The 25,062-nt window shown below is 71.9% G+C and carries 25 protein-coding genes; 13 read left to right on the top strand and 12 right to left on the bottom strand.

Features of this window, described 5'->3' with window-relative positions:
• Positions 1 to 60: 60 nt before the first annotated feature.
• Complete coding sequence (locus BM085_RS32265; RefSeq protein WP_093890605.1) at positions 61 to 987, top strand: N-acetylglucosamine kinase; 927 nt, start codon at positions 61 to 63, stop codon at positions 985 to 987.
• Between the two features lie 55 nt (positions 988 to 1,042).
• On the opposite strand, the gene BM085_RS32260 is transcribed toward BM085_RS32265, so the two are convergent.
• Entirely contained in the window at positions 1,043 to 1,537 is a 495-nt protein-coding gene (locus BM085_RS32260; protein WP_093890604.1) for a MarR family winged helix-turn-helix transcriptional regulator, read from the bottom strand.
• Between the two features lie 73 nt (positions 1,538 to 1,610).
• Here BM085_RS32260 and BM085_RS32255 point away from each other — a divergent pair, with 73 nt between their 5' ends.
• Positions 1,611 to 2,033 carry a nuclear transport factor 2 family protein gene (locus tag BM085_RS32255; protein WP_177245381.1) on the top strand — a complete coding sequence of 141 codons (423 nt, stop codon included), beginning with the start codon at positions 1,611 to 1,613 and terminating at the stop codon, positions 2,031 to 2,033.
• A 2-nt stretch (positions 2,034 to 2,035) separates the two neighbouring features.
• Positions 2,036 to 2,515: an SRPBCC family protein gene (locus BM085_RS32250; protein ID WP_093890602.1), complete on the top strand. Its 480-nt coding sequence runs from the start codon at positions 2,036 to 2,038 to the stop codon at positions 2,513 to 2,515.
• Positions 2,516 to 2,692: 177 nt separating this feature from the next.
• Here the strand turns inward: BM085_RS32250 and BM085_RS32245 are convergent, their stop codons facing one another.
• Positions 2,693 to 4,243, bottom strand: a complete 1,551-nt coding sequence (locus tag BM085_RS32245) for a glycoside hydrolase family 10-like protein (RefSeq protein WP_093890601.1) — start codon at positions 4,241 to 4,243, stop codon at positions 2,693 to 2,695.
• 220 nt (positions 4,244 to 4,463) lie between these two features.
• On the opposite strand from BM085_RS32245, the gene BM085_RS32240 reads away from it, so the two are divergent.
• Both BM085_RS32240 and BM085_RS32235 read left to right on the top strand, forming a co-directional pair.
• A complete protein-coding gene (locus BM085_RS32240; RefSeq protein WP_093890600.1) occupies positions 4,464 to 6,002 on the top strand; it encodes a glycoside hydrolase family 3 protein in 1,539 nt (512 codons plus the stop codon).
• Positions 6,003 to 6,030: 28 nt separating this feature from the next.
• On the top strand, positions 6,031 to 6,930 hold the full coding sequence (locus tag BM085_RS32235; RefSeq protein WP_093890599.1) for a MurR/RpiR family transcriptional regulator: 900 nt from the start codon (positions 6,031 to 6,033) through the stop codon (positions 6,928 to 6,930).
• Positions 6,931 to 6,973: 43 nt separating this feature from the next.
• Here BM085_RS32235 and BM085_RS32230 read toward each other — a convergent pair whose 3' ends face one another.
• Together BM085_RS32230 and BM085_RS32225 are read right to left on the bottom strand one after the other, a co-directional pair.
• On the bottom strand, positions 6,974 to 8,404 hold the full coding sequence (locus tag BM085_RS32230) for a nitronate monooxygenase (RefSeq protein WP_218158884.1): 1,431 nt from the start codon (positions 8,402 to 8,404) through the stop codon (positions 6,974 to 6,976).
• On the bottom strand, positions 8,397 to 8,600 hold the full coding sequence (locus BM085_RS32225) for a hypothetical protein (protein WP_093890597.1): 204 nt from the start codon (positions 8,598 to 8,600) through the stop codon (positions 8,397 to 8,399). Before BM085_RS32225 ends, BM085_RS32230 begins: the two co-directional genes overlap by 8 nt.
• Positions 8,601 to 8,986: 386 nt before the next feature.
• On the opposite strand from BM085_RS32225, the gene BM085_RS32220 reads away from it, so the two are divergent.
• The 6 genes from BM085_RS32220 to BM085_RS32195 all read left to right on the top strand — a co-directional run bounded on the left by BM085_RS32220 (position 8,987) and on the right by BM085_RS32195 (position 14,260).
• A complete protein-coding gene (locus tag BM085_RS32220; RefSeq protein ID WP_093890596.1) occupies positions 8,987 to 9,892 on the top strand; it encodes a DUF8094 domain-containing protein in 906 nt (301 codons plus the stop codon).
• Between the two features lie 288 nt (positions 9,893 to 10,180).
• A complete protein-coding gene (locus tag BM085_RS32215; RefSeq protein ID WP_093890595.1) occupies positions 10,181 to 10,618 on the top strand; it encodes a hypothetical protein in 438 nt (145 codons plus the stop codon).
• A 427-nt stretch (positions 10,619 to 11,045) separates the two neighbouring features.
• Positions 11,046 to 11,639 (top strand): RNA polymerase sigma factor, encoded by a 594-nt coding sequence (locus BM085_RS32210; RefSeq protein WP_093890594.1) that lies wholly within the window; start codon positions 11,046 to 11,048, stop codon positions 11,637 to 11,639.
• Between the two features lie 3 nt (positions 11,640 to 11,642).
• Positions 11,643 to 12,761 (top strand): hypothetical protein, encoded by a 1,119-nt coding sequence (locus tag BM085_RS32205; protein WP_093890593.1) that lies wholly within the window; start codon positions 11,643 to 11,645, stop codon positions 12,759 to 12,761.
• Positions 12,762 to 12,959: 198 nt separating this feature from the next.
• Complete coding sequence (locus BM085_RS32200; RefSeq protein ID WP_093890592.1) at positions 12,960 to 13,469, top strand: SigE family RNA polymerase sigma factor; 510 nt, start codon at positions 12,960 to 12,962, stop codon at positions 13,467 to 13,469.
• Positions 13,469 to 14,260, top strand: a complete 792-nt coding sequence (locus BM085_RS32195) for a hypothetical protein (protein ID WP_093890591.1) — start codon at positions 13,469 to 13,471, stop codon at positions 14,258 to 14,260. The genes BM085_RS32200 and BM085_RS32195 overlap by 1 nt, the downstream gene beginning before the upstream one ends.
• A gap of 149 nt (positions 14,261 to 14,409) precedes the next feature.
• Here BM085_RS32195 and BM085_RS32190 read toward each other — a convergent pair whose 3' ends face one another.
• On the bottom strand, positions 14,410 to 15,504 hold the full coding sequence (locus BM085_RS32190) for a serine hydrolase domain-containing protein (RefSeq protein WP_245789827.1): 1,095 nt from the start codon (positions 15,502 to 15,504) through the stop codon (positions 14,410 to 14,412).
• Positions 15,497 to 16,414, bottom strand: a complete 918-nt coding sequence (murQ, locus tag BM085_RS32185) for an N-acetylmuramic acid 6-phosphate etherase (RefSeq protein WP_093890590.1) — start codon at positions 16,412 to 16,414, stop codon at positions 15,497 to 15,499. Before murQ ends, BM085_RS32190 begins: the two co-directional genes overlap by 8 nt.
• Before the next feature lie 67 nt (positions 16,415 to 16,481).
• Here murQ and BM085_RS32180 point away from each other — a divergent pair, with 67 nt between their 5' ends.
• The gene (locus tag BM085_RS32180; protein WP_093890589.1) at positions 16,482 to 17,627 is read left to right on the top strand and encodes an exo-beta-N-acetylmuramidase NamZ family protein; all 1,146 of its coding nucleotides are present in this window, start codon (positions 16,482 to 16,484) and stop codon (positions 17,625 to 17,627) included.
• Positions 17,628 to 17,637: 10 nt separating this feature from the next.
• Here the strand turns inward: BM085_RS32180 and BM085_RS32175 are convergent, their stop codons facing one another.
• The 6 genes from BM085_RS32175 to BM085_RS32150 are packed head-to-tail and all read right to left on the bottom strand — an operon-like array spanning position 17,638 to position 24,348.
• Positions 17,638 to 18,507 (bottom strand): GNAT family N-acetyltransferase, encoded by an 870-nt coding sequence (locus BM085_RS32175; protein ID WP_093890588.1) that lies wholly within the window; start codon positions 18,505 to 18,507, stop codon positions 17,638 to 17,640.
• 5 nt (positions 18,508 to 18,512) lie between these two features.
• On the bottom strand, positions 18,513 to 19,523 hold the full coding sequence (locus BM085_RS32170) for an ABC transporter ATP-binding protein (protein ID WP_093890587.1): 1,011 nt from the start codon (positions 19,521 to 19,523) through the stop codon (positions 18,513 to 18,515).
• Positions 19,520 to 20,614 (bottom strand): ABC transporter ATP-binding protein, encoded by a 1,095-nt coding sequence (locus BM085_RS32165; protein ID WP_093890586.1) that lies wholly within the window; start codon positions 20,612 to 20,614, stop codon positions 19,520 to 19,522. The genes BM085_RS32170 and BM085_RS32165 overlap by 4 nt, the downstream gene beginning before the upstream one ends.
• Positions 20,615 to 20,617: 3 nt before the next feature.
• Entirely contained in the window at positions 20,618 to 21,520 is a 903-nt protein-coding gene (locus BM085_RS32160) for an ABC transporter permease (RefSeq protein WP_093890585.1), read from the bottom strand.
• Complete coding sequence (locus BM085_RS32155) at positions 21,517 to 22,524, bottom strand: ABC transporter permease (protein ID WP_177245380.1); 1,008 nt, start codon at positions 22,522 to 22,524, stop codon at positions 21,517 to 21,519. Before BM085_RS32155 ends, BM085_RS32160 begins: the two co-directional genes overlap by 4 nt.
• Positions 22,525 to 22,527: 3 nt before the next feature.
• Positions 22,528 to 24,348 (bottom strand): ABC transporter substrate-binding protein, encoded by a 1,821-nt coding sequence (locus tag BM085_RS32150; RefSeq protein ID WP_093890584.1) that lies wholly within the window; start codon positions 24,346 to 24,348, stop codon positions 22,528 to 22,530.
• Between the two features lie 307 nt (positions 24,349 to 24,655).
• Here BM085_RS32150 and BM085_RS32145 point away from each other — a divergent pair.
• Positions 24,656 to 25,062 (top strand): membrane dipeptidase (locus BM085_RS32145; RefSeq protein ID WP_177245379.1); only part of this gene is annotated, 407 nt, incomplete at its 3' end.

Below are 25,062 nucleotides of genomic sequence, written 5' to 3'. Positions count from 1 at the left end.
CTTGCAGGAATTCTTCAGAAGAATATAGTCCTTGGGAGATTATCTACATATGGAGTGCGTGTGACGACACTGGTCATCGGCGTTGACGGAGGCGGGACGAGCACCCGGTGCGTGGTGGCGACGGAGTCCGGCGAGGTGGCGGGGCGGGGATACGGGAAGGGCGCCAACACCCTCTCGGCGGCCGACCCCGGCGCCAGCCTGCGCACGGCGCTCCAGGCGGCGCTGGGGAGCCTCGCCCCCGAGCGGGTGACGGGCGGCGTGTTCGGGCTGGCGGGCGCGGAATCGGCGCCCGAGCAGGCCGAGGCCCTCGCCACCGAGGCGTGGCGGGCTGCCGGCCTGGCCGGGCGGCCCACGGTGGTGCCCGACATGCTCGCGGCCTTCGCCGGGGCGACCGAGGAGCCCTCGGGGGCGGTGCTGATCGCGGGTACCGGCGCGGTGGCCGCCCGGATCTGCGACCGGCGGGTCGTCCGGCGGGCCGACGGATACGGCTGGATGCTCGGCGACGAGGGGTCGGGGACGTGGATCGGGCGGCGGGCCGTACAGGCCGCGCTGGCCTCGCTCGACGGCCGGGCCGCGCCCACCGCGCTGCGCGGCGGGATCCTCGGCGGCGCGTCCGCCCAGCGGATCGTGAGCATGGTCCACCAGGGGGTCGCCGAGGCGGGGCCCGCCTGGCTGGCGCGGCTGGCGCCGGAGGTGGAGTCGGTCGCGGGAGCGGGCGACGCGGCGGCCATCGCGATCCTGGACGAGGCCGCCCGGCGGCTCGTCGGCACCGTCCGCTCGCTGGGACCGGGGTCGGGGCCGCTGGTGCTGGCGGGATCCCTGCTCACCGAGCCCACCCTGCTGGCGGCGAAGGTCCGCGCCGGACTTGACCACGGCGTGGTGACCGCCCGTGACAGCGCCGCCGGGGCCGCCGCCCTGGCGCTGCACGGCACCAGCCCCCGCCCCCCGCTGGACGCCCACCGGCGGCTGATCGGCCAGGAGCGCTGAGCCGTACACGCGGTCCCCGCTCCTGCGGGGGTGAGCGTGCCGGCCTTGTCGACCGTCAGTCGTCCATGCCCCCCGCCAGCTTCGCCAGCAGCGCCTCCAGTTGGTCGCGCTCGGCCTCGGTGAGTCCGGCGGCCAGTTTCGCCAGGCCGGCCACATGATCGGTCAGCGCCCGCTCCAGCAGGTCGTGCCCGGTATCGGTGAGCCGGATACGGACGCCCCGCCCGTCCTCCGGGTCGGGATCCCGTCGCAGGTGGCCCGATCGCTCCAGCCGGTCGATGCGGTTGGTGACCGCCGCGGGGGAGAGCAACAGCGCCAATGCCAGTGCGCCGGGCGACAGGTCCCCGCCACCCCGGTAGAGGGTGGCGAGCACGTCGAACTCCCCCCGGTTGAGGCCGTATGGGCGCAGCACCGCGGCGATCGCGGCGCCGGCCTGCCTTTCGGCCCTGGTGAGCCTGCCGAACAGCGCCATGGGCGCGGGGTCGATGTCGGGACGCCGGGCGGTCCACTGCTCGACCATGCGCCGCACCGGGTCCTGGGCCTCTTCCATCATGGATCTATTTTGACATCAAAATAGATCCATGCAAGTATTTCTACGTCGAAATACATATTCGGGAGGTCCACCCATGACCACTGCGGTAACCGGCAACGCCCAGGTCGTCTGGGACTTCTACGCCGCGCTCGAAAGGGGCGACCTGGACGCGGTCCGCCGCACGCTCGCCCCGGACTCGGTGCTGCACGTCCCCGGCCGCAGTTCCAACACCGGCGACTACGAGGGCCGCGAGGCGGTCATCGCGTTCGTCGTCAACGCCTCGGCCGTCACCGGGGGAACGCTCAAGCTGGCCGTCCACCGCGTCCTCGCCGACGACGAGCAGGCGGTCGCCCTGGCCACCTACACCGCCACTCGCCCGGGCACGAACGTCCCGCTGGAGAACAACCTGGCGCACGTCATGACGGTGCGAGACGGCCTGATCGCCGAGTCCTGGCTGCACAGCCGCGATCAGTACGAGGTCGACGAGTTCTGGGGCGACCGGCCGGCGGAGGCCTGACCATGAGCACGATCACCGGCAAGCGGGTCGTCCGGGCCTCCCTCGGCGACGCGGCACGGCTGTTCCTCGACTGGTCACAGGACGCGCGCTGGCGCGCCCAGGTCCGGCGGATGACCGTCGAGCCGCCGGGACCGGCCCGGACCGGCCAGCGGATCGTCGAGGAACTGCGGTTCGCGGGACTGGACTTCGTCACACCCACCCGTGTCGAGCACGCCGGCCCCACCGACGTCGAGTACCGGGGCGGCAGCGCTACGGTGACCGTTCACGGGGCACGCCGCCTACAGGCGCTGCCCGAAGGGCGGATCGCCCTCGTCGCGACCCTCCACATCCGGCTGCGCGGCCCTCTGCGCCCGCTGACCGGGCTGCTGACCCCGTCCTACCGGCGCCTGCAGGAAGACGACCTCGACCGCCTCGCCCAGATCCTCGACAGCGGTACGCCCGACGGCGACCGCGTCACCCTTCGGGAACGGTCCGCGACCTGAGGCACCGCTGCGCACCCCGGGCGGGGCGGTGCCGCACGCGGTGGCGGCCGGTCCCGGGGACCGGCCGCTCCCGGAGGCCCGGACCCGTCGCGTACGGCGCCGGCCGCATCCGGCCGGGTCGCGCGCTCCGGACCTCACAACCGCGTGCTCACGACGCCCGGCGGCGCCGCGCGCGGGTCACCACTGCACGCGGCGGCCCTGGCTCGGCGGGCTCTGCCGGTTGGCCCGGTCGACGGCCGTCACGTAGTAGTACGCGCCCCTGGTGCCCGCCGGGTCCACCCAGCGCACATGACGGTCGGCGGGGACGACCGCGACCAGGTTGCGGGCGTCGGCGAAGTCCTCGGGCCGGGCGGGCCGGTCGAGCCGGAAGACGGCGTACTGGAACGGGGCGTCCCCGCCGGTGGCGAGGATGCGCAGCTCGGCGCCCCCGTCCACCCGGCGCGCCCAGACGAGCACCGGGCGGCGCGGAGCCGCGCCGCCGGCGAGCCTGGGCAGCAGCGGGCCGAGGGCGGGGCGCGTGTAGTGGTCGGTCACGACGGTGGTGACCGAGCCGAGCCGGTCGTCGCGCACGTCGCCGGAGTTGTACCAGATGTCACCGCCGACCTGCGGGTGGTCCCGGTTGAGGGTCAGGTGCCTGGTGAGCTCGTCCGGCTGGAACCACTGGGCGGGCTGCCCGGCCGCCCCCGCCTTGTAGGCCGCCTGGCCGATCCAGAGCTGCGTGGGGGTGCCCGCCGCCACGTCGGACCACCAGGGGACCAGCTTGGCGTAGTCGGCGTTCGACTGGCCGATGTACCAGTAGAGCTGCGGCGCGATGTAGTCCAGCCAGCCCTTCTTGACCCAGCCCCGGGTGTCGGCGTGCAGGCTGTCGTAGGACTGGCTGCCACCCGTCTCCGAACCGAGGGGGTCGGTGGTCTTGTTGCGCCAGATGCCGGAGGGGCTGATGCCCCAGGCGATCTCCGGCTTGGCCTGCCGTACCCGCTGCTGCATCTCCTGCACCAGCAGGTCGACGTTGTTGCGCCGCCACGCCGCGAGGTCGGGGAAGTCCTGGCCGTACTTGGCGAAGGCCGCGCTGTCGTCGAAGGCGGAGGTGTTGACCGGGTAGAAGTAGTCGTCGAAGTGCAGGCCGTCGATGTCGTACCTGGTCACCGCGTCCATCATCGCGTCCTGCACGAACGCGCGGACCTCGGGCATGCCCGGGTTGTAGTAGAGCTTGCCGCCGTAGGGGACGATCCAGTCGGGGTGCTTGGTGCCCGGGTGGTCCGGGTGCAGCTTGGACGGGTCGGGCTGCATCGACACGCGGTAGGGGTTGAACCAGGCGTGGAAGGCCAGGCCGCGCTTGTGCGTCTCCTCGACCACGAACGCCAGCGGGTCGTAGCCGGGGTCCTGGCCCTGGGTGCCGGTCAGATACTGCGACCAGGGCTCGAACGGCGAGGGCCAGAAGGCGTCGGCGGTCGGCCGGATCTGCACGAACACCGCGTTCAGCTTGCGGGCCTGCGCCAGGTCCAGCCAGGCGAGATACTCGGCCTTCTGCTGGTCGGCGGTCAGCCCGGGCTTCGACGGCCAGTTGATGTTGACGACGGAGGCGATCCACATGCCGCGCATCTGGCGCAGCGGCGGGACGTACTCGGCGAAGGCGGAGGTGGAGGCGAATGCGGGCAGGGGTACGGCGGTCGCCGCGGCGGCGAGGGCGAGGCCGCGCAGGACGGTGCGTCGGGTGGGTGAGCTCATGCGGACTCCAAGGGGGGTGTTGCGTCCCGGCCGCTCCCGGCCGCTCCGGCCGCGGGGCCGCGGGCCAGATGCCGTTGAACGGACACGGAGCCGGTCAGGAGGGTCACGGGGGTCTCGACGGCGAGAATGGCAGAAAGTTACTTTCAAAGCAATGATGATGAAAGAAAGTGTCATTGATGTGTAACCTGCCCCGAGACGTCCCCGGCGAGAAGGTGCTCTCATGCCCCACCACAGCCCCACCCTGGCCCGGCTGGCCATGACCGTGCTCCAGCCCGGCTTCGACGGCACCGCGCCGCCCGACTGGCTGCGCCGGGCGCTCTCCGAAGGGCTCGGCGGCGCCGTGCTGTTCGCCCGGAACCTCGCCGACCCGGCGCAGACGGCCGAGCTCGTCGCAGGTCTGCGGCGGGAGAACCCGGCCGTGGTGGTCGCGGTGGACGAGGAGGGCGGAGCGGTCACCCGGCTGGAGGCCAGGACCGGCAGTTCCTGGCCGGGCAACCGGGCGCTCGGGGTGGCCGACGACGCCGAGCGCACCGAACGGGTCGCCCGCGAGATCGGCCGCCTCCTCGCCGCGGCCGACATCACCCTCGACTACGCCCCCGTGGTGGACGTCAACGCCAACCCGGCCAACCCGGTGATCGGCATCCGTTCCTTCGGCCCCGACCCCGAGCTGGTGGCCCGGCAGACCACCGCCTGGATCACGGGGTTGCAGGGTGCCGGGGTGGCCGCCTGCGCCAAGCACTTCCCCGGTCACGGCGACACCGTCACCGACTCCCACCACGCGCTGCCGACCGTCCACGCCGACCTCGAACTCCTCCGGGAGCGCGACCTGCCGCCGTTCCGCGCGGCCGTCAAGGCGGGGGTCCAGGCCGTGATGTGCGGCCACCTGCTGGTGCCCGCACTCGATCCCGGCAACCCCGCCACGCTGAGCAGGCGGATCCTGACCGGCCTGCTCCGCGAGGAGATGGGCTTCGACGGCATGCTGGTCACCGACGCGATCGAGATGGGCGCCGTCGCCGCCCTGCACCCCCCGGGCGAGATCGCGGTCCGCGCGCTGGCCGCGGGGGTGGACGCGATCTGCGTCGGCGTGTCCTCGGCGGACGGGGAGAGCGTCTACGCGCTGCGGGACGCGATCGTGCGGGCCGTGCACGACGGCAGGCTGCCCGAGGAGCGGCTGGCCGAGGCGGCGGGACGCGTGCTGGCCCTGGCCGGCTGGTACGCCGGGAACGCCGCCGCGCGGGAGCGGGACGCGCGGAAGACCCCGGAGGCACCGGACGGACGGGGAGGACGGGATCCGAGGGAGGAGGGCGAGGAGCTCGGCCTGCGGGCCGCCCGCGCGGCCATGCGCGTGACCGTCGCGGGCGACCGGACCGCGCACCCGCCCGTCCTGTCGCGGCCGCCGCTGGTCGTCGACATCGCCCCGCGCCTGAACCTGGCGATCGACCCCTCCACCCCCACCGGGCTCGTCGGCGCCATGAGCGAGCTGCTGCCGGGCACCACCGGGCACACCGTCGCCGCCGAGACGGCCGGCCTCCCCGACCTCTCCGACCACCGGCGCCCGCTCGTCCTGGTGGCGCACGACGCCCCCCGCCACGCGTGGGTCCGGGACCTGCTGTCCCAGGCCGTCAGGCTGCGCCCCGACGCGATCGTGATCGAGACCGGGCTGCCCGGCGAGCCCACCGGGGCGGTTCACATCGCCACCCACGGTATTTCCCGGGTTTCGGCCCGCGCGGCCGCACTGTGGCTGACCGGCGGCCAATAGGCTTGATCCCGACAGAAAAGGTGCCCGCATGAACGACCAAGACGGCCCCACACCCGTGAACCTGGTGGCCACCGTGAGGGCGGTTCTGCCCTCGCTCACCCCCGCAGCGCAGGCCATCGCCCGGCTCATCCTCGACGATCCCGGGATGGTGGCCCGCAGCACCATCACCGAGTTCAGCGCGGTCTCCGGGACGAGCGAGGCCACGATCGTGCGCACCGCCAGAGCCCTCGGCTTCGCCGGCTACTCCCAGCTGCGCTTCGCCCTGGCCGCCGCGGTGGCCAGGGAGGAGCCCGAACGGCTCGTCCCCGGCGATCTGGGACCCGACGACCCGCTCACCGACGTGATCGCGAAGGTGACCCGGGCCGAGTCCGAGGCGCTGGCCGACACCGCGGCCCAGCTCAACCCCGACCGGCTGGGCGCGGTGGTCGAGGCCATGACCGCCGCCCGCCGGGTGGACGTCTACGGGGTCGGCGCCTCCGGCCTCGTGGCGGCCGACATGGCGCAGAAGCTGATGCGGATCGGCCGCTCCAGCCATGCCTTCACCGACGCGCACCTCGCGCTGACCAGCGCGGCGCTGCTCGGGGAGGGCGACGTCACGGTGGGGGTGAGCTGCACCGGCGAGACCCCCGACGTGATCGCGCCCATGCGGGTCGCCCAGAAGGCGGGCGCGGCCACGGTGGCGATCACCAACAACCCGCGCTCCTCGCTGGCCGAGCTGGCCGAGCACGTCCTGGTCTCGGCGGGCCGGGAGACGGCGTTCCGCCCCGGAGCGCTGGCCAGCCGGATCAGCCAGCTCCTGATCGTGGACTGCATCTTCGTCGGCATCGCCCAGCGCACGTTCGAGACCTCGGACGCGGCGCTGCGGGCCACCAGGGGCGCGCTCGACGAGTTCATGGCCGACACCCGCCGCCGCAACAAGCCCTCCTGAACGGCCTGCGCCCGTGAGCCTGAGGGGACCCGGCCGGGTCCCCTCAGCCCGCGGCCCTCACCCCGGAGAGGATGTGGTCGACGACGTCGGCGGCCGAGTAGTCCTCCGGCAGCTCGTCGAGGAACCCGAGATCCTGACCGAGGGTGAGCAGCGGGGGCTCCCGGTAGCCGTCCGGGCGGCGCCGGCCGAGGCCGATGGCGGCGAGCAGCCCGTTGCACAGGCAGCGGCGCTCCACGGTGTCCTCGACGGGGCGGCCCTTGCGGACGTGCGTGTCGACCGGCTCGGCGGGGCAGCGGTAGCCGACCGCGCCGTCCTCCTTGCGGTACGGCGTGCGCAGGTGGCCCAGGTCGCACAGGCGGGGGCGGTCGCCGTAGACGTCCGGGTCGGACAGGGTGCCCGGCAGGTCGGCGATCTTGAAGGGGAAGCCCGCCGGCGAGGCGCGCGGGTCGTTGCGGACCTCCAGGGTCCCGCTTGACGCGCGCCCGAGCAGGCGCCGCCTGAGCGTGTCGTCCAGGCCCGACTCCCGGCACAGCGCGAAAGCCGTCCCCAGCTGGATCCCGGCGGCCCCGGCCTGGACGGCCCGTACCAGCCCGTCCGGGGTCGCGTAGCCGCCCGCCAGCCAGAACGGCAGTCCGAGCGCGGCGATCTTGCCGGTGTCGACCTGATCGCGCGGGCCGTAGACCGGCTCGCCGGCGGCGTCGAGCAGCATTCTGCCTCGGGGCGGCGCGCTGTGCCCGCCCGCCACCGGTGACTCCAGCACGAACCCGTCCGGGCGGGTCTGCGGGGAGCGGGCGAGGTAGGCGGCCAGGACGTGAGAGGAGACGATGGCCAGCAGCCGGGGCCGCTCCAGCGGTCCGGGCGTGCGGCCGAGCAGCGCCACCGGGTCGATGCCGACGGTGTGGCGGTCCTCCGCGGCGGCCTCCGCCACCGCGACCGATATCCGCGCCGGCCGGTGCGCGGCGAGCGCGTCGAGCAGCCGCGGGATCTCCGAGGGGATGCCCGCCCCCATCAGCACGTAGTCGGCGCCAGCGAGCATCGCCCCGTAGACGGCGGCGGGCGTGGCCATCTGGATCTTCTCCAGATAGTTGATCCCGATCGGGCCCTCGTGTCCCTCCTTGGCGAGGAACACCTCGGCGAAGTTCGCGACCACCGTGAGCTCGTCCCGGCCCCGGTGCGACCGCAGGCCGAGCCGGGGCACCGGCCGGTACGGCAGGCCGTCCCCGGCGCCGCCGGGGACGAAATACCGGGACAGGACCCGCTCGGCGACCTCGGGAGCCGGGAAGTGCGCCAGCGCCCTGCGCAGGTGCCCGCCCGGATCTCCGTCCTGCAGCCGCCTGGCCAGCACGACGTCCAGCGCCGTCCCGGACACCACGCCGAGCTGCCCGGTCCGGGCGACGGCCCGCGCCAGCCGCCACCCGGACACGCCGACCCCCATCCCGCCCTGGATGAGGAGGGGCGGCCTGGCCTCAGACACGTCGGGCTCGCACCGTACCGGCCCAGGCGAGCAGGGCGAGCTCCTTGGCCCGCACGGCCTCGCGGGCGGCGTGGGCGCCGGCGTTCCCCCGCGTGGCGCCGGCCGTCCGGAAAGCGCCGATCGGCGGGGGCAACGGGTCGCGGACGTCACGGCGCTCCTCGCGGAGGACGCCGGTGAACTCATGGGAAACCGACAAGGCAACGCCCTTCTGGACGACGGAGCGTCAGGGCTCCGCCGGTGTCTGGATGCATCTGTGATCCAAGCGGTCCGGGGCCGCCCGCACCCAGTGGCCAAAGTCCCGAATAGACAGGCCCTACGGTCACATTCCGGCTCCGCCGCCCGCCGGAGGCGAGTGCCCAGCCCGCGCCGGCGACGGCGGCGCCGCGCCCGGCCCGCGCCCGGCACTCCTGTCGGCCGCCAGGTCCGGCAGGACGGTGAACTGGCCGGGCGCCTGCTTCTCCAGCGCGTCTCCGGCGACCCCGTCATGCCCGTGATCACGCCCACCAGGGCGTCCGGTACGGTCTTCTTCGTTGTCGTTTGTCGTAATAAAGCACGTCGCAATCATCGAAAGGGTTCGACACCGTGCGAAAGGCGCCGCTCATCGCCGTCCTGGCAGCCGGCCTCACCGGCTGCGGCCTCGTGTCCGGCCCCTTCGCCCAGCCGCCCGCCCCGCCCGGGACGGTCTCCCCCTCCCCGTCCGGCACGGCGCCCACGCCGGCCCCCTCCCCCTCCCCCTCGGCCGAGAACATGCGGCTCACCGTCCCAGCCGCCAAGAAGGCCGCGGCGTCCTGGGTGGCCCAGCACAACAGGATGGTCAAGGACCGCGACTGGTGGGACGACCCGGCCAAGAGGGACGAGCTGTTCTGGGACGGCACCCGGCACGAGGTCGTCCTCGACCAGGGCCATGTGGAGGACGGCGACAAGGGCAAGATCCGCAAGCCGATCCGGCTGACCGGCAGGCAGACGTACTACGTGCCCCGCCGGCAGCCGCCCGGCGGCGAGTGGTTCATCCTCCAGGCGACCTACCGGGGACAGGACCGGCCACACGTCCTGGCCTTCTGGCGGCCGGAGGGCGAGTCCTTCAAGCTGGCCGCCAAGTCCCCGCTCCACTACGGGCAGCGGATACCCGCGCCGCAGCTGGACGCCGAGGGGTACGTCGCCGCCGCGCCGCGCGTGGACGGCACGGCCATCGCCCTGGAGTACATGGCCTTCTGGAACAACTCCACGGACAAGCGGGGAGAAACGGGCTACCGGCTGGCCAAGGACAACTACAGCCGCCTCGCCCATCCCAGGGTCTCCAAGGGCCTGTACGCGTCTTTCAGCTCGTTCACCGCCTCCTACGGCTTCCGCACCCGGGACGGCGGGGCGTTCTACGTCTTCAGCCTGCTGAACCCGCCGCAGTCGATCTTCCAGGTCCTCACCATCGGCGGATTCGTCCCCCGGGGCGGCAAGGCGATCCAGGAGATCGCCGGGGACTGGTACGCCTAGACCAGTGCCGGGAAGGGACCGGCGGCGCCGGGTCCGGAAAAGGACCAACGCCCCTGTCCCGGAAGGCATGTGGACCCTGGCGACGGGCGGCGCCGGCGGTGATCCTGGAGTCACACGTCACCGTCGAGGGGCAATGAATGTGCGACCACAGCGGATGCCGGGAGTCCCCGCCGACCGGCCGGCACGCCGAGGAGCACGGCCTGTGCCCCGCCGCAGGCGTCATACCGCCGACATCCGCCCGGGACCGCGTCACACCGGAGCGCACGGGAGGTCCGCGGTGAGCGCGCCATGACCTGGTGGTCGCTGGTGCGCTTCCTGCACGTGCTGTCGGCGGCGCTGTGGGTCGGCGGGCAGCTCACGGTGTCACTGGTGGTGCTGCCCCTGGCACGCCGCATGCTGGAGACCGACCAGCGCGGCCGGGTGCTGCACGCGGTCGGCCGCCGGTTCGGGATCTTCACCGGGGCGGTGTTCCTGCCGGTCCAGCTCGGCACCGGTGTCGCCATCGCCTGGCACAAGGGGGTCACGTGGGCCTCCCTCGCCGAGCCCGGCTACGGCCGGATCCTCGCCGCCAAGCTGGTGCTGTTCTGCGCGGTCATGGTGGCGGCGGCCCTGCACGGATGGGCGACGGGCGACAGCCGCCCCCTCTTCGCGAGGGTGATGGCGCTGAGCGCGCTCGCCGGCTCCGTCGGGGTCGTCCTGCTCGCCAGCGCGCTGCCCGTCACCTGAACCCCGCGGTCCCGGGGCCTCCGGCGCCGCGAGGGGCCCGCCGTCCCGGGAGGGCGGGCCCCGGGGGTTCGAAGGGCGGAGATCCCCAGGCGCCCGGCGAGCGTGGCCCAGCCGCCCCCTGAAGCTGGTTCCCGCCCTCGGCCATGACAGTCGCGTCGGCCGTAGCCGACAGATGAGCGAACGCCTCCTGCTCCTGCTCGGATGTGATCTTCAGCACACCGCCTGACAGCGGCCGCCGATCCTTAGCCCTCCCGCGTAGCGGTACGCCGGTTACAGTGACCTGCCGTGGCTGATCGGCGTAGGGGCGCTACGGGCCATGGCGGGATGCTGATCGTCATCGCCCTCCGGCGGGCTCCGCGAAATAACCGCGAACAAGGACACCCGCATCGGGCAATCAGCGCCGACCCTCTTTCGAGAAAGGCGCCGGATGCATGACCCTTCTTCATATCCCGCCACACGGCTGGCCGCGGAGCTGGACGACGCGTCGGTCATCGCGAACTCGCGGCACGAGCCGGAGTGGTTCTCGATGATCTTCGACCGGTACTTCACCACGATCCACCGCTACGCCGCCGCCCGGCTCGGGCCCAGCACAGCCGACGACGTGGCCGCGGAGACGTTCCTGGCGGCGTTCGACCAGCGCGACCGCTACGACCTGACCCGCCCGGAGGCCAGGGCCTGGCTGTACGGCATCGCCACCAATCTCATCGGCCGTCATCGCCGCGGCGAGCTCCGCCTCTACCGGGCCCTCAGCCGCTCGGCTGCCCGCGACGACGTCGAGGGCCACGCCGATCGGGTCACCGACCGGGTCACCGCCGAGCAGCTCAGCCCCCGGCTGGCACGCGGCCTGGAGAGCCTGTCCCGGGGCGACCGTGACGCGCTGACGCTCGTGGCCTGCGCCGACCTCAGCTACGCGGAGGTGGCCTTCGCCCTGGGCATCCCGATCGGCACTGTCAGCTCCCGGGTGAACCGGGCCAAGGCCAAGCTACGCAAGACACTGGGTCACGCGGCTAAGGGGGTCTGAATCATGGAAGAACTGCAGGAGTTGCGCCGCTATCACGACGCGCTGCCGGGGGCCGCTCCGGAGTCCATCGGCGCGGCCCGGTCCCGCCTGGCGGGTCACATGCACGGGAGCAGGCGTCCGCGGGCCCGCCGCATCCGGCCGGTGTGGGGGCTGAGCCTGGCCGGGGCGGCCGCCGCCGCGCTGCTCGCCGTGGCCACGACGGTCGTCCCGGGCGTCACTCGGGAAGCTCCGGGCGTCATTCGGGAAAAGGGCGTCAAGGTCCCCCAGGCGCGGCCCTCCGCCGCCGTCACCGAGCTGCGGCTGCGCCCGGTGGCGAACGCCCAGGACCTGGCCGACAACGCGGCGGTGCTGGCCTCCGACGAGCCTGAATGGAGTGCCGGGCCCACGCAGTGGGGCTACGTGAAGAGCCTGCGCGCCCAGACGCGGGTGGACGGCGGGGAATGGCTGCGCGGCATACCGGCGGTGACGAACACCCGCGAACAGTGGCGGCAGCTCAACGACAAGGCGTTCGCCACCGTCGAGAAGGGCAAGCTCGAAATCTCCAAGGGGTCGGAGTTCGAGGTGACCTACCCCTACCTGCTCGCCCTGCCGACCGACGCCGATCAGTTGCTGGCCCGGATCTACGAGAGCGTCGACACGGAGAACGCCAGGAATCGCACCTCGTTCCTGCGCTTCGCCCAGGAACGGGCGGAGAACAGGGGCAAGACCCCCGAGGAGGCGAAGCGGCTGGCGGAGGAGTCACTGCCCCCCTTCACCTCCGTACAGCGCGACAGGTGGGCGTTCCAGCTGATCGCGATGGGCATGGGGGACGCCGCCCTCCCACCCAGGCTCCGCGCCGCCATGTACGGTGCCATGGCCAAGATCTCGGGCGTCCGATACGGAGCCAAGTCCTCCGATCTACTCAAACGCCGGGGCATCACCCTCTACCACGTCCTGGACGGCTACCTGCGCGACGAGATCTTCATCAATCCGAAGACCTACGAGTACCTGGGCTACCGCACCATCGTGGTCAAGGACCACCAGGACGGACCTTTCGGCACCATGAAGAAGGGCGAGATCCGCAACTGGGACGCCCTGATCAAGGCCGCTGTCGTCGACGAGGCCGGGCAACGGCCCGGCTGACGCCGGAAGCCGTTCCACATCGCTCCGGAATCCCTCTGAGCGCCATGCGGCGCGCACTTGAGTCACAACACAAGGTCAGTCCGGTTCCAGGAGCCATGACGACTCCCCTGTCAACCCGTTCACCGATCAGCCCTCGATGCAACCCCAGAACGGGCTCAACGCATCTCTTCTCTGTGAAGCTATCTTTTTTGGAGACCGATGAGCCTCGATGAGGAGTACACCGCCTATGTAAGTGGGCGGCTGCCATGGTTGCGGCGGATCGCCTACCCGCTGTGCCAGGACTGGCACCGTGCCGACGATCTGGTGCAGACGGCGATCACAAGGCTGTACGTCAAGTGGCGCCACGCGCGCCTGGCCGACGACCTCGATGCCTACGTCCGGGTGATCCTGATCCGGGTCTTTCTCGCCGAGCAGCGAGGAGGCTGGTTCTCCCGGGTACGGCTGACGCCCATGCCGCCCCATTCCTCCTTCGAGGGCAGCGACCGCGATACGGCCATGGACCTGCGCCGCGCACTGGCCGCAGTTCCGCCGCGCCAGCGTGCGACCCTCGTGCTGCGTTTTCACTGCGACCTGAGTGTCGAGCAGACCGCCCGCACACTCGGCTGCTCCACCGGAACCGTCAAAAGCCAGACCGCCCGCGGCTTGGCCACCCTGCGCTCGACACTCGGCGCACAGGACACTCGTGTAGCGCATACGGAGGAGTGCTGATGGACACCAGGAACCTGTTCGACACGCTGGCACACCAGGAGCAGCCGCCCATGTCGGTGCGGGTGGACCAGGCCATCGCCGCCGGACGCGCGATACGCCGTCGCCGCCGGGTAGGCGCCGCTGCGATCTCGGCGCTGTCGGTGTGCCTGGCCGTCACAGTGACCTGGCTCGCTCTCCCGCAGCTGGGACAGCGCGATGGGGTTGCCGTAGCCGTGCCCACCGGTGCCATGCCCACTGGACCGTCTGCCGCGGCCAAGACGGAGCCGTCTGGTGCGGGGTTCAAGAAGTTGAAAAAGAAGTACCCACCCGTCGGGAAGATCGCCTCCATGCCGGAGATACCGATCTGGATGTGGCTGGGCCGGTCCACCGCCGACGCGGAAGGTGTTGTCCTGTGCAACGCGTGGGATTCGTTCGGCACTACCTGCGCCGGGTTTCCTCCGCTCAATGCCAAGGAGTTCGCTCGCACGCAGGGCGGTACGTTGGGCATTCTGGACGCGAAGCAGGTGCGAGCCCTCCATCCCGATGCCACCGCGGAGCAGCTGCGCAGGCTCATTGATGAACAGGAGCGCGTGAACGCCCTCGGAAAGATCTTCTTCGGCATCGCCAGGGCCGAGGTTCACGGGATCACGGCGGTCACCACGGATGGGCGCAAAATTACCGGAAGCATCGCGCGGAGCGTCGGAGCGGGGTTCGGGGTCTGGGCTGTGAAATTCCCTTCCGACGTCACAACGGCAGCGCTGGTCTTCACTGACGCGAACGGGAAGACCCTTCAGCGGATCCGACACGGCTGACGCTCAAACCCCGGTGTCCTGTGTGGCCAGGCGCGACCAAGGCCGCGTACTCTGCCCCTGGCCGGAGCTGCAGGAGTTCCGAGCCGTCATGGTTGACCTGTGAGAACGGGCTCGGCGTACGTTTCCGTTCCGCTGCACTTCGCCCCCCGTCACGCGGCCCGCGCCAGCCTCAGAGCCTCCGCGGCGACGGCGTGGCGCAGGTCGCGGATGCCCGCGCGGCCGCGGAGCGGGTGGACGTTGTTGGTCAGCAGGACGGCCGTCAGGGCCAGTCCGGGGTCGACGACCAGCGCGGTGCCGGTGAAGCCGGAGTGGCCGTAGGCGGAGGCCAGCGGGCCGACGACGGCGGGATCGCCGATCCGCACCCCCAGGCCCTGGCCGAAGGCGGCACCCCGGACGCCCTGGTCGCGGGTCATCTCGGCGACCGTGTCCGGGCGCAGGATCGGGGCTCCGCCGGTGCGGAGCGCCTCGGCGAAGCGCACCACGTCGTCGGCCGTGGCGAAGATGCCGGCGTGCCCGGCGACCCCGCCCAGGCCGTGGGCGGTCTCGTCGTGGACCTCGCCCCGCACGCATCCGGATCCGGCCCGCTCGGGCTTCTCCTCGGTGGCGGCGATCCGGGGACGCAGCGACGGCGGGGGCCGGTAACCGGTGTCGTCCAGGCCGAGCGGGCCGGTGACCCGGGCACGGAGGAGTTCGTCCAGGGGCGCTTCCCCGGCGATCTCCGCCACCCGGCCCGCCATGATCATGCCGACGTCGGAGTAGAGGTGGGACGCGCCGGGCGGGCGCAGCGGCGGTGTCGAGACGACGCGCTCCAGGCGGGCGGCGAGGATCTCGGGCCCGTCTCCGGGGATCTCCTCGTGTGCCCGGCGGCCGGGCGGCAGGCCCGCCGTATGGGTGAGCAGGTGCCGCGGCGTCACCCCCGCGGGCCCGCCGGGCAGCCAGGTGGCGACCGGTTCGTCCAGGCCGAGGCGGCCTTCCTCGGCCAGCGACAGGATGACGGCCGTCGTGTAGAGCTTGGTGAGCGAGGCGAGGTCGAAGATCGAGTCACGGCGGGCGGCCGGGCGGTCGGTCAGGAGCGTCTCGGAGGCGCCCGCGTATCGTACGAGCTCTCCCCGCGCCGCGGCGGCGACCGTGGTCCCGTCCACGGCGATCACGGCGACCGCCGCCGAGCACACCTCCGGCACCGCCGCCGCCAGGATCGCGGCCAGCGCGGCCGAGCCGCCGGACACACCGGGGCTGTCAGGCACCCTGGACCTTCTCCGCGGCGAGCGCCGACTCCAGGCGGTCGCCGTGGACCCGCAGCAGGTCCCGGGCGTCATCGGGGTCGAGACCGCGCTCGATCATCAGCACCGCGACCTTCACGTGCCATCCGGCCGCCTCCAGCGCAGGGCGGGCGACGGAGAGGTCGGCACCGGTGATGTCGCGGACCATCCGCGTGGCCCGGTCGGCGAGCTTGGAGTTCATCGCCGACACCTCGATCATGGTGTTGCCGTAGGTCCGGCCGAGCCTCACCATCGCGATCGTGGAGATCATGTTGAGGACCAGCTTCTGCGCGGTCCCGGCCTTGAGCCTGGTCGAGCCGGTCACCACCTCCGGGCCGACGATCACCTCGATCGGGTGCAGCGCCGCGTCGGAGAGCGGTGCTCCGGCGTTGCACGACAGCGCCACGGTCAGGGCGCCGCGCCGGCCGGCCTCGGCGAGCGCGCCGAGCACGAACGGCGCCCGGCCGCTGGCGGAGACGCCGACCACCGAGTCGAGCGCGCCCACCTGCCGGTCGGCGAGCGCCGCGGCGCCGGCGCCGTCGTCGTCCTCCGCGCCCTCGACCGAGCGGGTCAGCGCGGGCTCGCCGCCCGCGATGATGCCCTGCACCAGCTCCGGGTCGGTGCCGAAGGTCGGCGGGCACTCGGAGGCGTCCAGTACGGCCAGCCGGCCCGACGTTCCCGCGCCCACGTAGAGCAGGCGCCCGCCGGCCCGCATGCGGGTGACGATCGCGTCGACCGCGGCCGAGATCGCCGGGATCTCCACGGCCACCGCCGCGGGCACCGTGACGTCGGCCGCGTTCATCAGCCGGGCCACCTGCTCGGTGGAGAGCCGGTCGATGTCGCTGTAGCGCGGATCGCTCTGCTCGGTGGACAGGCTTGCGAGTGGATCAATCATGTCGCCCCATGTCGCTAATTTTCATCCCCTACTTCTATTATGCAAATTTTCTTCGGACAATGGAGCCATGTCTTACGTACGCACCGGAATCGAGCGGCTGGCCGCCGATCCCGGACTCCTCAAGGGCGACCGGATCGGCCTGATCACCAACCCGACCGGCGTCCTGCCCGACCTGACGCCCGGCGCCACGGCGCTGCGCTCGGCGGGAGTGCCGCTGACGGCACTGTTCAGTCCCGAGCACGGGATGCGCGGCACCGCGCAGGCGGGCTCCGGCGAGCGGGAAGGTCTGGACCCGTCGACCGGGCTGCCGGTCTTCGACACCTACGACAAGGACGGCCGCGCGCTGGACGACCTCGTGGCGTCCTCCGGGGTCGACACCCTCGTCTTCGACATCTCCGACATCGGCACGCGTTTCTACACCTACGTCTGGACGATGCACGACCTCATCGCGTCGGCCGCGCGGCTGGGGCTGCGCTTCGCCGTACTCGACCGGCCCAACCCCCTCGGCGGGACCGTCGCGGAGGGTCCTCTGCTCGACCCGGCGTACGCCAGCTTCGTGGGCCGGGCGGCCGTCCCGGTGCGGCACGGCCTCACCGCGGGCGAGCTCGCCCTCTCCGTCAACCGCGCGATCGGCGCCGACCTGCGGGTGATCACCGCCGAGGGCTGGCGGCGCGACATGCCCTTCGAGGCCACCGGCCTGCCCTGGGTGATGCCCTCGGTGAACATGCCCACCGGGGAGACCGCGCTGGTCTATCCGGGCACCGGCCTGTTCGAGGGCACGAACCTGTCGGAGGGGCGCGGCACCACCAGGCCGTTCGAGCTGATCGGCGCCCCCTACCTCGACGGCCGGTTCGCCGCCGGGCTGAACGGCCTGGGCCTGCCGGGCGTGCGGTTCCGCGACACCTGGTTCACCCCGACCTTCCACAAGCACGCCGGCGTGGCCGTGCGGGGGGTCCAGCTCCACGTGCACGACCGGCGGGCCTTCCGGCCCGTGCTGACCGCCCTGTCGATGCTGCACCTGGCGCGCACGCTCCATCCGGAGGACTTCGCCTGGCACGGCGGCGAGAACGGCGAGCCGTACTTCGCGGACCTGCTCTGGGGCTCGGACTCGCTCCGCCACCGCCTGGACGCCGGTGAGGACCCGGCGGACCTGTGCCCGCCTCCCGGCCATCCGGAGGTCTGGCTGGACGGCGGGACGCTGCTCTACCGGTGACATCAGAGCGTCACCGCAGGTCGCGGCGGTAGAGCCAGAAGACCCGCTCGGCGTGCGCGCCGACCGCCCGGGAGTAGAAGCCGAGCGGCCCCACCCAGGAGATCTGCGCGCTCGCCTGGCCCGCGTCCCGCTGCTCGGCCAGGCAGCGGCGGAGCAGCACCCGGCCGACGCCGAGGCCCCGCGCGGCCGGGGCGGTGCCCATCGGGCCGAACCAGGCGGGCCTGGCCCCCCAGGCGGCGAACCCGAGGATCTCCCCGTCCCGGGAGGCGTAGTGGCAGCCGCTCGCCTGCTCCGCCTCCCACGCCCAGTTCTCGTTCCACTGCTCCCTGACGAAGTCGAGCACGGCGGCGCGGTCGCCGGGGCCGGCCGCCCGCACGGTGACGCCCCGGTCCGCCAGCCGTAGGACATCGGCCTCGGTGGACAGGTCGGCGGAGAGGTCGGCGGTCATGTTCCAGGCGACGTTGTAGCGCTCGTAGCCCCGGCTCTCGGCCAGGCAGGCCGCCGCGGTGGAGCGCACGTCGATGCCCGGCCAGGCGTAGCAGGGCGGGTTGCCGGCGAAGCGGGCCTCGGCCGCCCCTTGGGCCCGCAGCCACTCCTCGGCCGCGGCCACCAGCGCGCGCCCGCGGCCCCGGCCCTGGGCGGCGGGATCCACGGCCAGCAGGTCGATGTGCCCGACGGACCCGTCACGCGTCGACATCGAGGCGAACAGCACGGCGTCGAGGTCACCCGTCACCAGTGCCGTCCAGCGGCGGTCCGGGGGCGGGTCGGAGAGCCGGGCCACCAGGCGCGGCGCCTCCGCGGCGTCCAGGACGAGCGCGGCCCCGGCGACCTCGCCGATCGCGGCGGCGTCGGCGGCGACGGCCTCACGGATTCCCCCCATGCCCGTCACCCCCGCCCGATGGGCGTGGCGACGACGCTGCGGCGCTCAGGGTGGAAGCAGGCGTGCTCCTGAGGGGTGCCCTCGGCGTGGCCGAGCACCGGGAGCTCGGCCACGCAGCGCTCGGTGCGGAACGGGCAGCGCCGCGCGAACAGGCAGCCCGCGTCGTGGTGGCTCTCGTCCAGCGCCTCGGTCGGCACCACCGGCTGCTCCCCCGGCCGCTCCAGGCCGTGCAGCACCGGGATGGCCGACAGCAGCGACTGCGTGTAGGGGTGGACGGGGTCGGAGATGATCGTCTCCACGTGTCCCCGTTCGACGACCTGCCCCCGGTAGATGACGTAGAGCTCGCCGTCGTCGCCGATGTAGCGCGCGGTCGCCACGTCGTGGGTGATGAACAGCACGCTCACCCCGAGCCGCTCGCGCAGGTCCTTCAGCAGCCCCAGGATGCCGAGCCGGAGCGACACGTCGATCATGGAGACGGCCTCGTCGGCGACGAGCATGTCGGGGTCCACGGTGAGCGCGCGGGCGATCACGACGCGCTGGCGCATCCCGCCGGAGAGCTGGTGGGGATAGCGCGGCAGCACGTAGCCCGGGTCGAGCCCGACCAGCGCCAGCAGTTCCTCGGCCCGCTCGTCCACCCATGACTGGGGGCGACGGGTCTGCCGGGCCCGCAGGGCCAGGGGCGCGTTCAGCGTCTGGTGAATCGTGCGGGTCGGGTTGAGCGCCGAGTACGGGTCCTGGTGGATGAGCTGGATCCGGCGGAAGTACGGCTCCCTGCGGCGGGGCTTGAGCGGCGACATGGGGGTGCCGTCGATGGTGATCTCGCCGGAGTCGTGGGTCTCCAGACCGGCGATGATCCGTCCCAGCGTCGTCTTGCCGCAGCCGGACTCACCGATGAACGAGGCCGCCCCGCCCTTCTCGATGGCGAAGTCGACGCCGCGCAGCGCCCTCACCTCCCGGCCGGCGAGCACGCCGCCCCGCTGCCTGAAGGTCTTGGTGATGTTCTTCCCCGTGATCACGGCTGCTCCCCCCGCACTTCATGTACCCCGGTGGCTCCCTGCGCTCCCACGACTTCCTGGAGCCCTCCCGCTCGCGGGATGTCCGCCCGCCCGTCCCGGTCCGCGGCGGCCTCGACCGCGTGGCAGAGCGCGATCGAGGCGCCGAGGGAGACGACCGGCGGCTTCTCCGTCTCGCAGACGTCCATGCGCAGGACGCACCGGTCCCTGAACACGCACCCCCGCTCCGGGATCGTGCCCAGCGTCGGCGGTCGGCCCGGCAGGGCCGTGGCCTCGTCGATGTCGCCCACCAGGCGCGGGATGGCCCGCAGCAGGCCCTGGGTGTAGGGGTGGCGGGGCGCGCCCAGCACCTCCATGGTCGGGCCCTGCTCCACCACCTGCCCGCCGTACATGACGGCCAGCCGGTCGGCGACCTCGGCCACCACGCCGAGGTCGTGGGTGATGACCAGCGTGGTGAGCCCGCGTTCCTCGTGGACCTCGCGGACGATCCGCAGGATCGTCGCCTGAGTGATCATGTCGAGCGCGGTCGTGGGCTCGTCCAGCACGACGAGGTGGGCGTTGAGCACCAGCGCGAGCATGATGCCGACCCGCTGGCGCATCCCGCCGGACAGCTCGTGCTGGTGGGAGTCGAGGACGCGCGCGCCGTCCATGCCCATCCGGCCGAGCAGGTCCTTGGCCTCCCTGACGAGCCCGCGCAGATCCGCCACGTCGTGCGAGCGGCCCAGGTCGAGCAGTTGCTTGCCGACCGTCTTGAGGGGGTTGAGGGAGTTCTGGGCGGCCTGGAAGACGTATCCGATGTGCCGTCCTCGCGCCTTGCGCAGCTCCTCCCCCCTCAGCTTCACCACGTCGCCGAGACCGTCGATCTCCACGCTGCCCGCGCTGATCCTGCCGGGCGGCTGGACGGCGTTGAGCAGCGACAGCGCCAGGGTGGACTTTCCGGAGCCGGACTCGCCGACCACGCCGGTGATCGTCCCGGGCACGAGGTCCAGGTCGATCCCGGAGATCGCGGGAAGCTCCCCGGCCGATGTCCGGTAGACGACCGACAGGCCGCTGACGCGTACTCCCGGCGCCTTCTTCTCAGGGGTCACAGACACCCGTTACTCCTCACGCAACCGGGGGTTGAAGATCTCGTCCATGGCGTCGACGACGAGCACGATGCCCAGGGTGAGCAGCAGGATCGCCAGCAGCGGCGCCATGAGGTACGGCAGCGCGGCGGGCGAGGACATCGCGCCGCCCCCGAACACGGCGAGGTTGAGCATCACGCCCCAGTTGTTGGCCTCGAACGGCAGCACGCCCAGGAAGAACAGGCCCACCTGCGCGTAGACGGCGCCGGTGACGGCGATGAGCATGTTCATCGCGATGAAGGGGGCCATGCTGGGCAGCAGTTCCCTGCCGATGATGTGCGTCGTGGACAGGCCGAGCCCGCGCGCCGCCTCGATGAAGCCGCGCTCGCGCAGGGACAGGGTCTGCGAGCGTACGGCCCGGGCGACGCCGCCCCAGCCGAGCAGGCCGAGCACCAGGCCCATCTCCAGGGCGCTGGTGAACTTCCAGATGGTCGACAGCACCAGCAGCAGCGGCAGTCCGGGGATGGTCAGCTTCATGTCGGTGATCCGCATGAGCACGGTGTCCCAGCGCCCGCGCCGGAACCCGGCGAAGAGCCCGATCGCGGCGCCGAGCACCACCGTGATGACCGCGGTGACCAGGGCGGTCAGCAGGACGTACCGCGATCCGGTGACCAGCAGCGAGAGCACGTCGGTGCCCTCGAAGTCGGTGCCGAAGGGGTGTGCCCAGCTCGGCGGCGCGTACAGGGCGGCGGTGTCGCGGGGCAGCGGGTCGGGATAGAACATCGGCCCGAAGGCGCCCATGAACGCGAACCCCAGCACGATGACCATGCCGAGCATGCGGCTGGGCTTGCGCTTCAGCACGCGCCAGACGCCGCGCCAGAAGTTGCGCCGCAGGGCCGCGCGACCGCCGCCCGCCGCGATGACCGGTGCCGTCATGCGGCCCCCTCTCCGCTCCGCACCCGCGGGTCGATCACGGTGTAGAACAGGTCCGCCACGATGTTGGCGACGATGATCGCCACGGTGATCAGCAGGAACGCCCCGCCCATCAGGGCGTAGTCACGGTTGTTGATGCCGTCGATGAGCATCAGCCCCAGGCCGGGGTAGTTGAAGATCCGCTCGATGAAGATCGCGCCGCCGAACAGCATGCCCAGCGAGAGGGCCAGGATGGTGAACAGCGGCAGGATCGCGTTGCGCGCCACGTAGCGGAAGACGATGCCGCGCTTGATGCCGCGCAGCTCGGCGGCGAGGATGAAGTCGTCGCCGAGGACGGTGACCACGCTCGACTTCATCGCCAGGATCCAGCCTCCGTAGGAGGCGAGCGCGTAGGTGAGGACCGGCAGCGTGGCGTACTCGATGAGCGAGCCGATGTATCCGGCGTTGAAGCCCGGCTCGAACATGATGTCCGCCGTGCCGCTCGTGGGCAGGATCGGGAGCAGCGTCGTGAAGACGGCGCCCAGCAGCAGGGCGAGCACGTACTGGGGGACGCCGTGCAGCAGCGACCCGGAGATCGCCAGGACGTCGCCGAGCCTGCCCGAGCGCCTGATGGCGGCGTAGACCCCCATGACGACGCCGACCAGGAAGCTCAGCAGCGTGCCGGCCAGCACGGGGAGAACGGTCCATTTGGCGGCCGAGAACAGCACGGTCGACACGCCCACGCCCGGCACCATCAGCGACTGGCCCAGGTCCAGGCGGAGCAGGCCGGACATGTAGTCGACGTACTGCTGCCACAGGCCGCCGGTCGGCGCGAAGCCGTAGAGGACCTCGACGGCCCGCTGCGCGGCGACGGGGGACATGCCCTGCTCGACCAGCTTCTCGTACCGGGCGGCCATGGGGTCGCCGGGGACGCTTCTGATGACGAAGAAGCTGACCGTGGTGACGACCAGGATCATGACGAGCCCGCGGGCCAGGTGACCCGCGAGCCTTCGTGCGAACATCGTCATGCGTTACTGCTTCTTGACCATGCCGAGCTGGATCCACACGCCGGAGGGCTGGCGGAGCAGGTCGCTGTCGTTCTCGGGGAAGCCGGTGAAGCGGTTGGTGTTGACGAACTGGGTGTTGACGTAGTCCCAGAGCTGCACCACCGGCAGGTCCTGGTTGGCCGCCTTGGCGAGCTGGCCGATGATCTTCTTCTGCTCGTCGCCGGAGGCGGAGTTCAGCTGTGCGGTGAGCTCGCCCGGGTTGACCTTGGCCCCGTCGACCTCGATGGTCTCCGGGCCGCCCATCCAGTTGCCGCCCTTGCCGGGCTCGGCGTGCTTGACCTTGCCGCCGAGGATGGACCAGCCGTTGGAGACGCCGTAGAGGCGCTGGTAGATGTTGTACGGCGCGGGGCCGAGCGCGATCAGCCAGAACCCGACGTCATACTTGCCCTCGGCGAGCTCCTTGAGATACAGCGGGTAGTCGGCGGTGGTCACGACCTCGGCGTCGATCCCCGCCTCGGCGAGCTGGCTGGTGATCGCCTTGGCGCCGGAGACCCAGTCGGAGAACGGCGCCGGAACGTTGACGGTGAACTTCCACGGCGTGCCGTCGGGCAGCGCCCACTTGCCGCCGTCCTTCTTCAGGCCCGCCTTCTTGAACTCCTCCTCGGCCTTGGCCGCGTCGAGCTTGTACGGCTCCAGCGCGGCGAGGTCGGCGCCGAGCCACTCCGCGGCGGGCTTCTGGTGGATGCCGGTGGTGGTGACGGCCGGGGTGCCGCCCTCCGGCGAGGCGATCTTGGTGATCTCGTCCCGGTTGATCAGGTAGGCCAGGCCGCGCCGCACGTGCACGTTGTCGTAGGGCTTCTTGGACTGGTTGAAGGCCATGCCCAGCGACACCGGCGAGTAGCCCTTGACCACCCCGTTGCCCGGGGTGGTGCTGATGCGCTTCATCACGTCGGCGGGCACCGCGGTGAACGGCGCGTTGTCGAGCTTGCCGGCGATGAGGTAGTTCCAGATCTGCTCGTTGCCGGTGTAGTTGAGCAGCTTGACCTGGTCGGGCCCGACGTTCGCGGCGTTATAGAAGTTCTTGTTCTTGACCAGCAGCGCCTCGCTCGGGTTCATCCGCTCCAGCGTGAACGGGCCGGCCGAGACGTCCTTGGGCGGGGCGAAGGCGAGGACCTTCTCCGACAGCGCGGTGATCTCCTCGCGGGCCTTCTCGGCCTCGGCCCCCTCGCCGCGGGCGGCCTTCAGCTTGTCCCAGAAGTCGGCCGACAGCACGCTGCTCCAGACGTGCTGGGGGACGATGTAGCTGTCCATGACGCCGCGCACGAACGTGACGCTGGGGTTGTCCATGTCCTGGGTGATCTTGACGGTCTTGTCGTCGACCACCTCGACCTCGGAGGCCGCGCCCGCCGCGCCCGGGTCGATCGCGAAGGCCGTGCTGCCCTGCGTGTAGGCCAGGGCGATGGAGAACTTCACGTCCTCGGCGGTGACCGGCTTACCGTCGGACCACTTGTTGTCCGGGTGCAGGTGCAGCGTGATCGAGGAGTTGTCCGGCGCGATCTCCCAGCTCTCCGCGATGCCCGGGTAGAACTGGTTCGGGTCGGTCAGGTGGTTCTTCGACCAGGCGAGCCGCATGGCGTTGAGCCCGATGAAGGAATTGCCCTTGGGGTTCCACGGGTTGATCGGGCCGTTGACGTCGAGGCCGGGCTTGAGGCCGTCGATCGTGGTGTAGAGACCGCCGCCGCTGCCGCTGCCGCCGCCCGCGGCGGGCTTGTCTCCGGTACTGCCGCTGCACGCCGTGACGGCGGCGAGGCCGAGCAATGCCGCTACAGCTGCTAGTCGCTTCATGAACCGCTCCGTGGGGATCTTTCGAGGCCGGGAACCCGGGGTTGTCCGGACCCTACGGTCGGCCGAGGAGTCGCGTCAATAATCTCCACGCGTTGTGAGGATCCTGTAACTTTCCTTCATCGTTCATCCGCCGGCCATCCGTATCACCTCCGCGCCGATCCGCCCCGATCGCCCCGGCAGCGCGGGCCGGAAAAGCGATCTTGGCCGAATGGACGAACAACCTCACCGCTCTTAGGAAAACCGGACGAATTCCCCCACCCCCGACCTGTCATACCGTCACGGTAATCACGCATCGGAGGGCTGGCACGTGTCCGTTGAGCTCCACCACCGCGCCGTCGTCGCGGACACCCACAACGACCTGCTGATGGCGGTCACGGCACGACCCCCGCGGCAGTGGGCGTCGTTCTTCCGTGAGCGCTGGCTGCCCCAGCTCCACGAGGGCGGGGTGAACGTGCAGGCGCTGCCGGTCTTCATCGACGACCAGTACCGGCCCGAGGGGGCGCTGCGGCAGACCCTGCGCATGATCGAGTGCGCGCACACCCTGGCCGAGGGCAACCCCGACGCGGTACGGCTCTGCCTGGACGGCGCCCAGATCGACCAGGCCCTCGGCGAGGGCAGGATCGCCCTGGTGCTGGCGCTGGAGAGCGCCCCCGGCCTGGACGCCAGCGTCGAGCTGCTGCCCACCTTGCACCGGCTGGGCGTGCGGGTCGCCTC

Origin of the sequence: Streptosporangium canum, from assembly GCF_900113865.1 — a bacterium.
In the GTDB taxonomy this organism is placed as follows: Bacteria; Actinomycetota; Actinomycetes; order Streptosporangiales; family Streptosporangiaceae; genus Streptosporangium; species Streptosporangium canum.
This window is presented reverse-complemented; position numbering and strand designations above follow the sequence as displayed.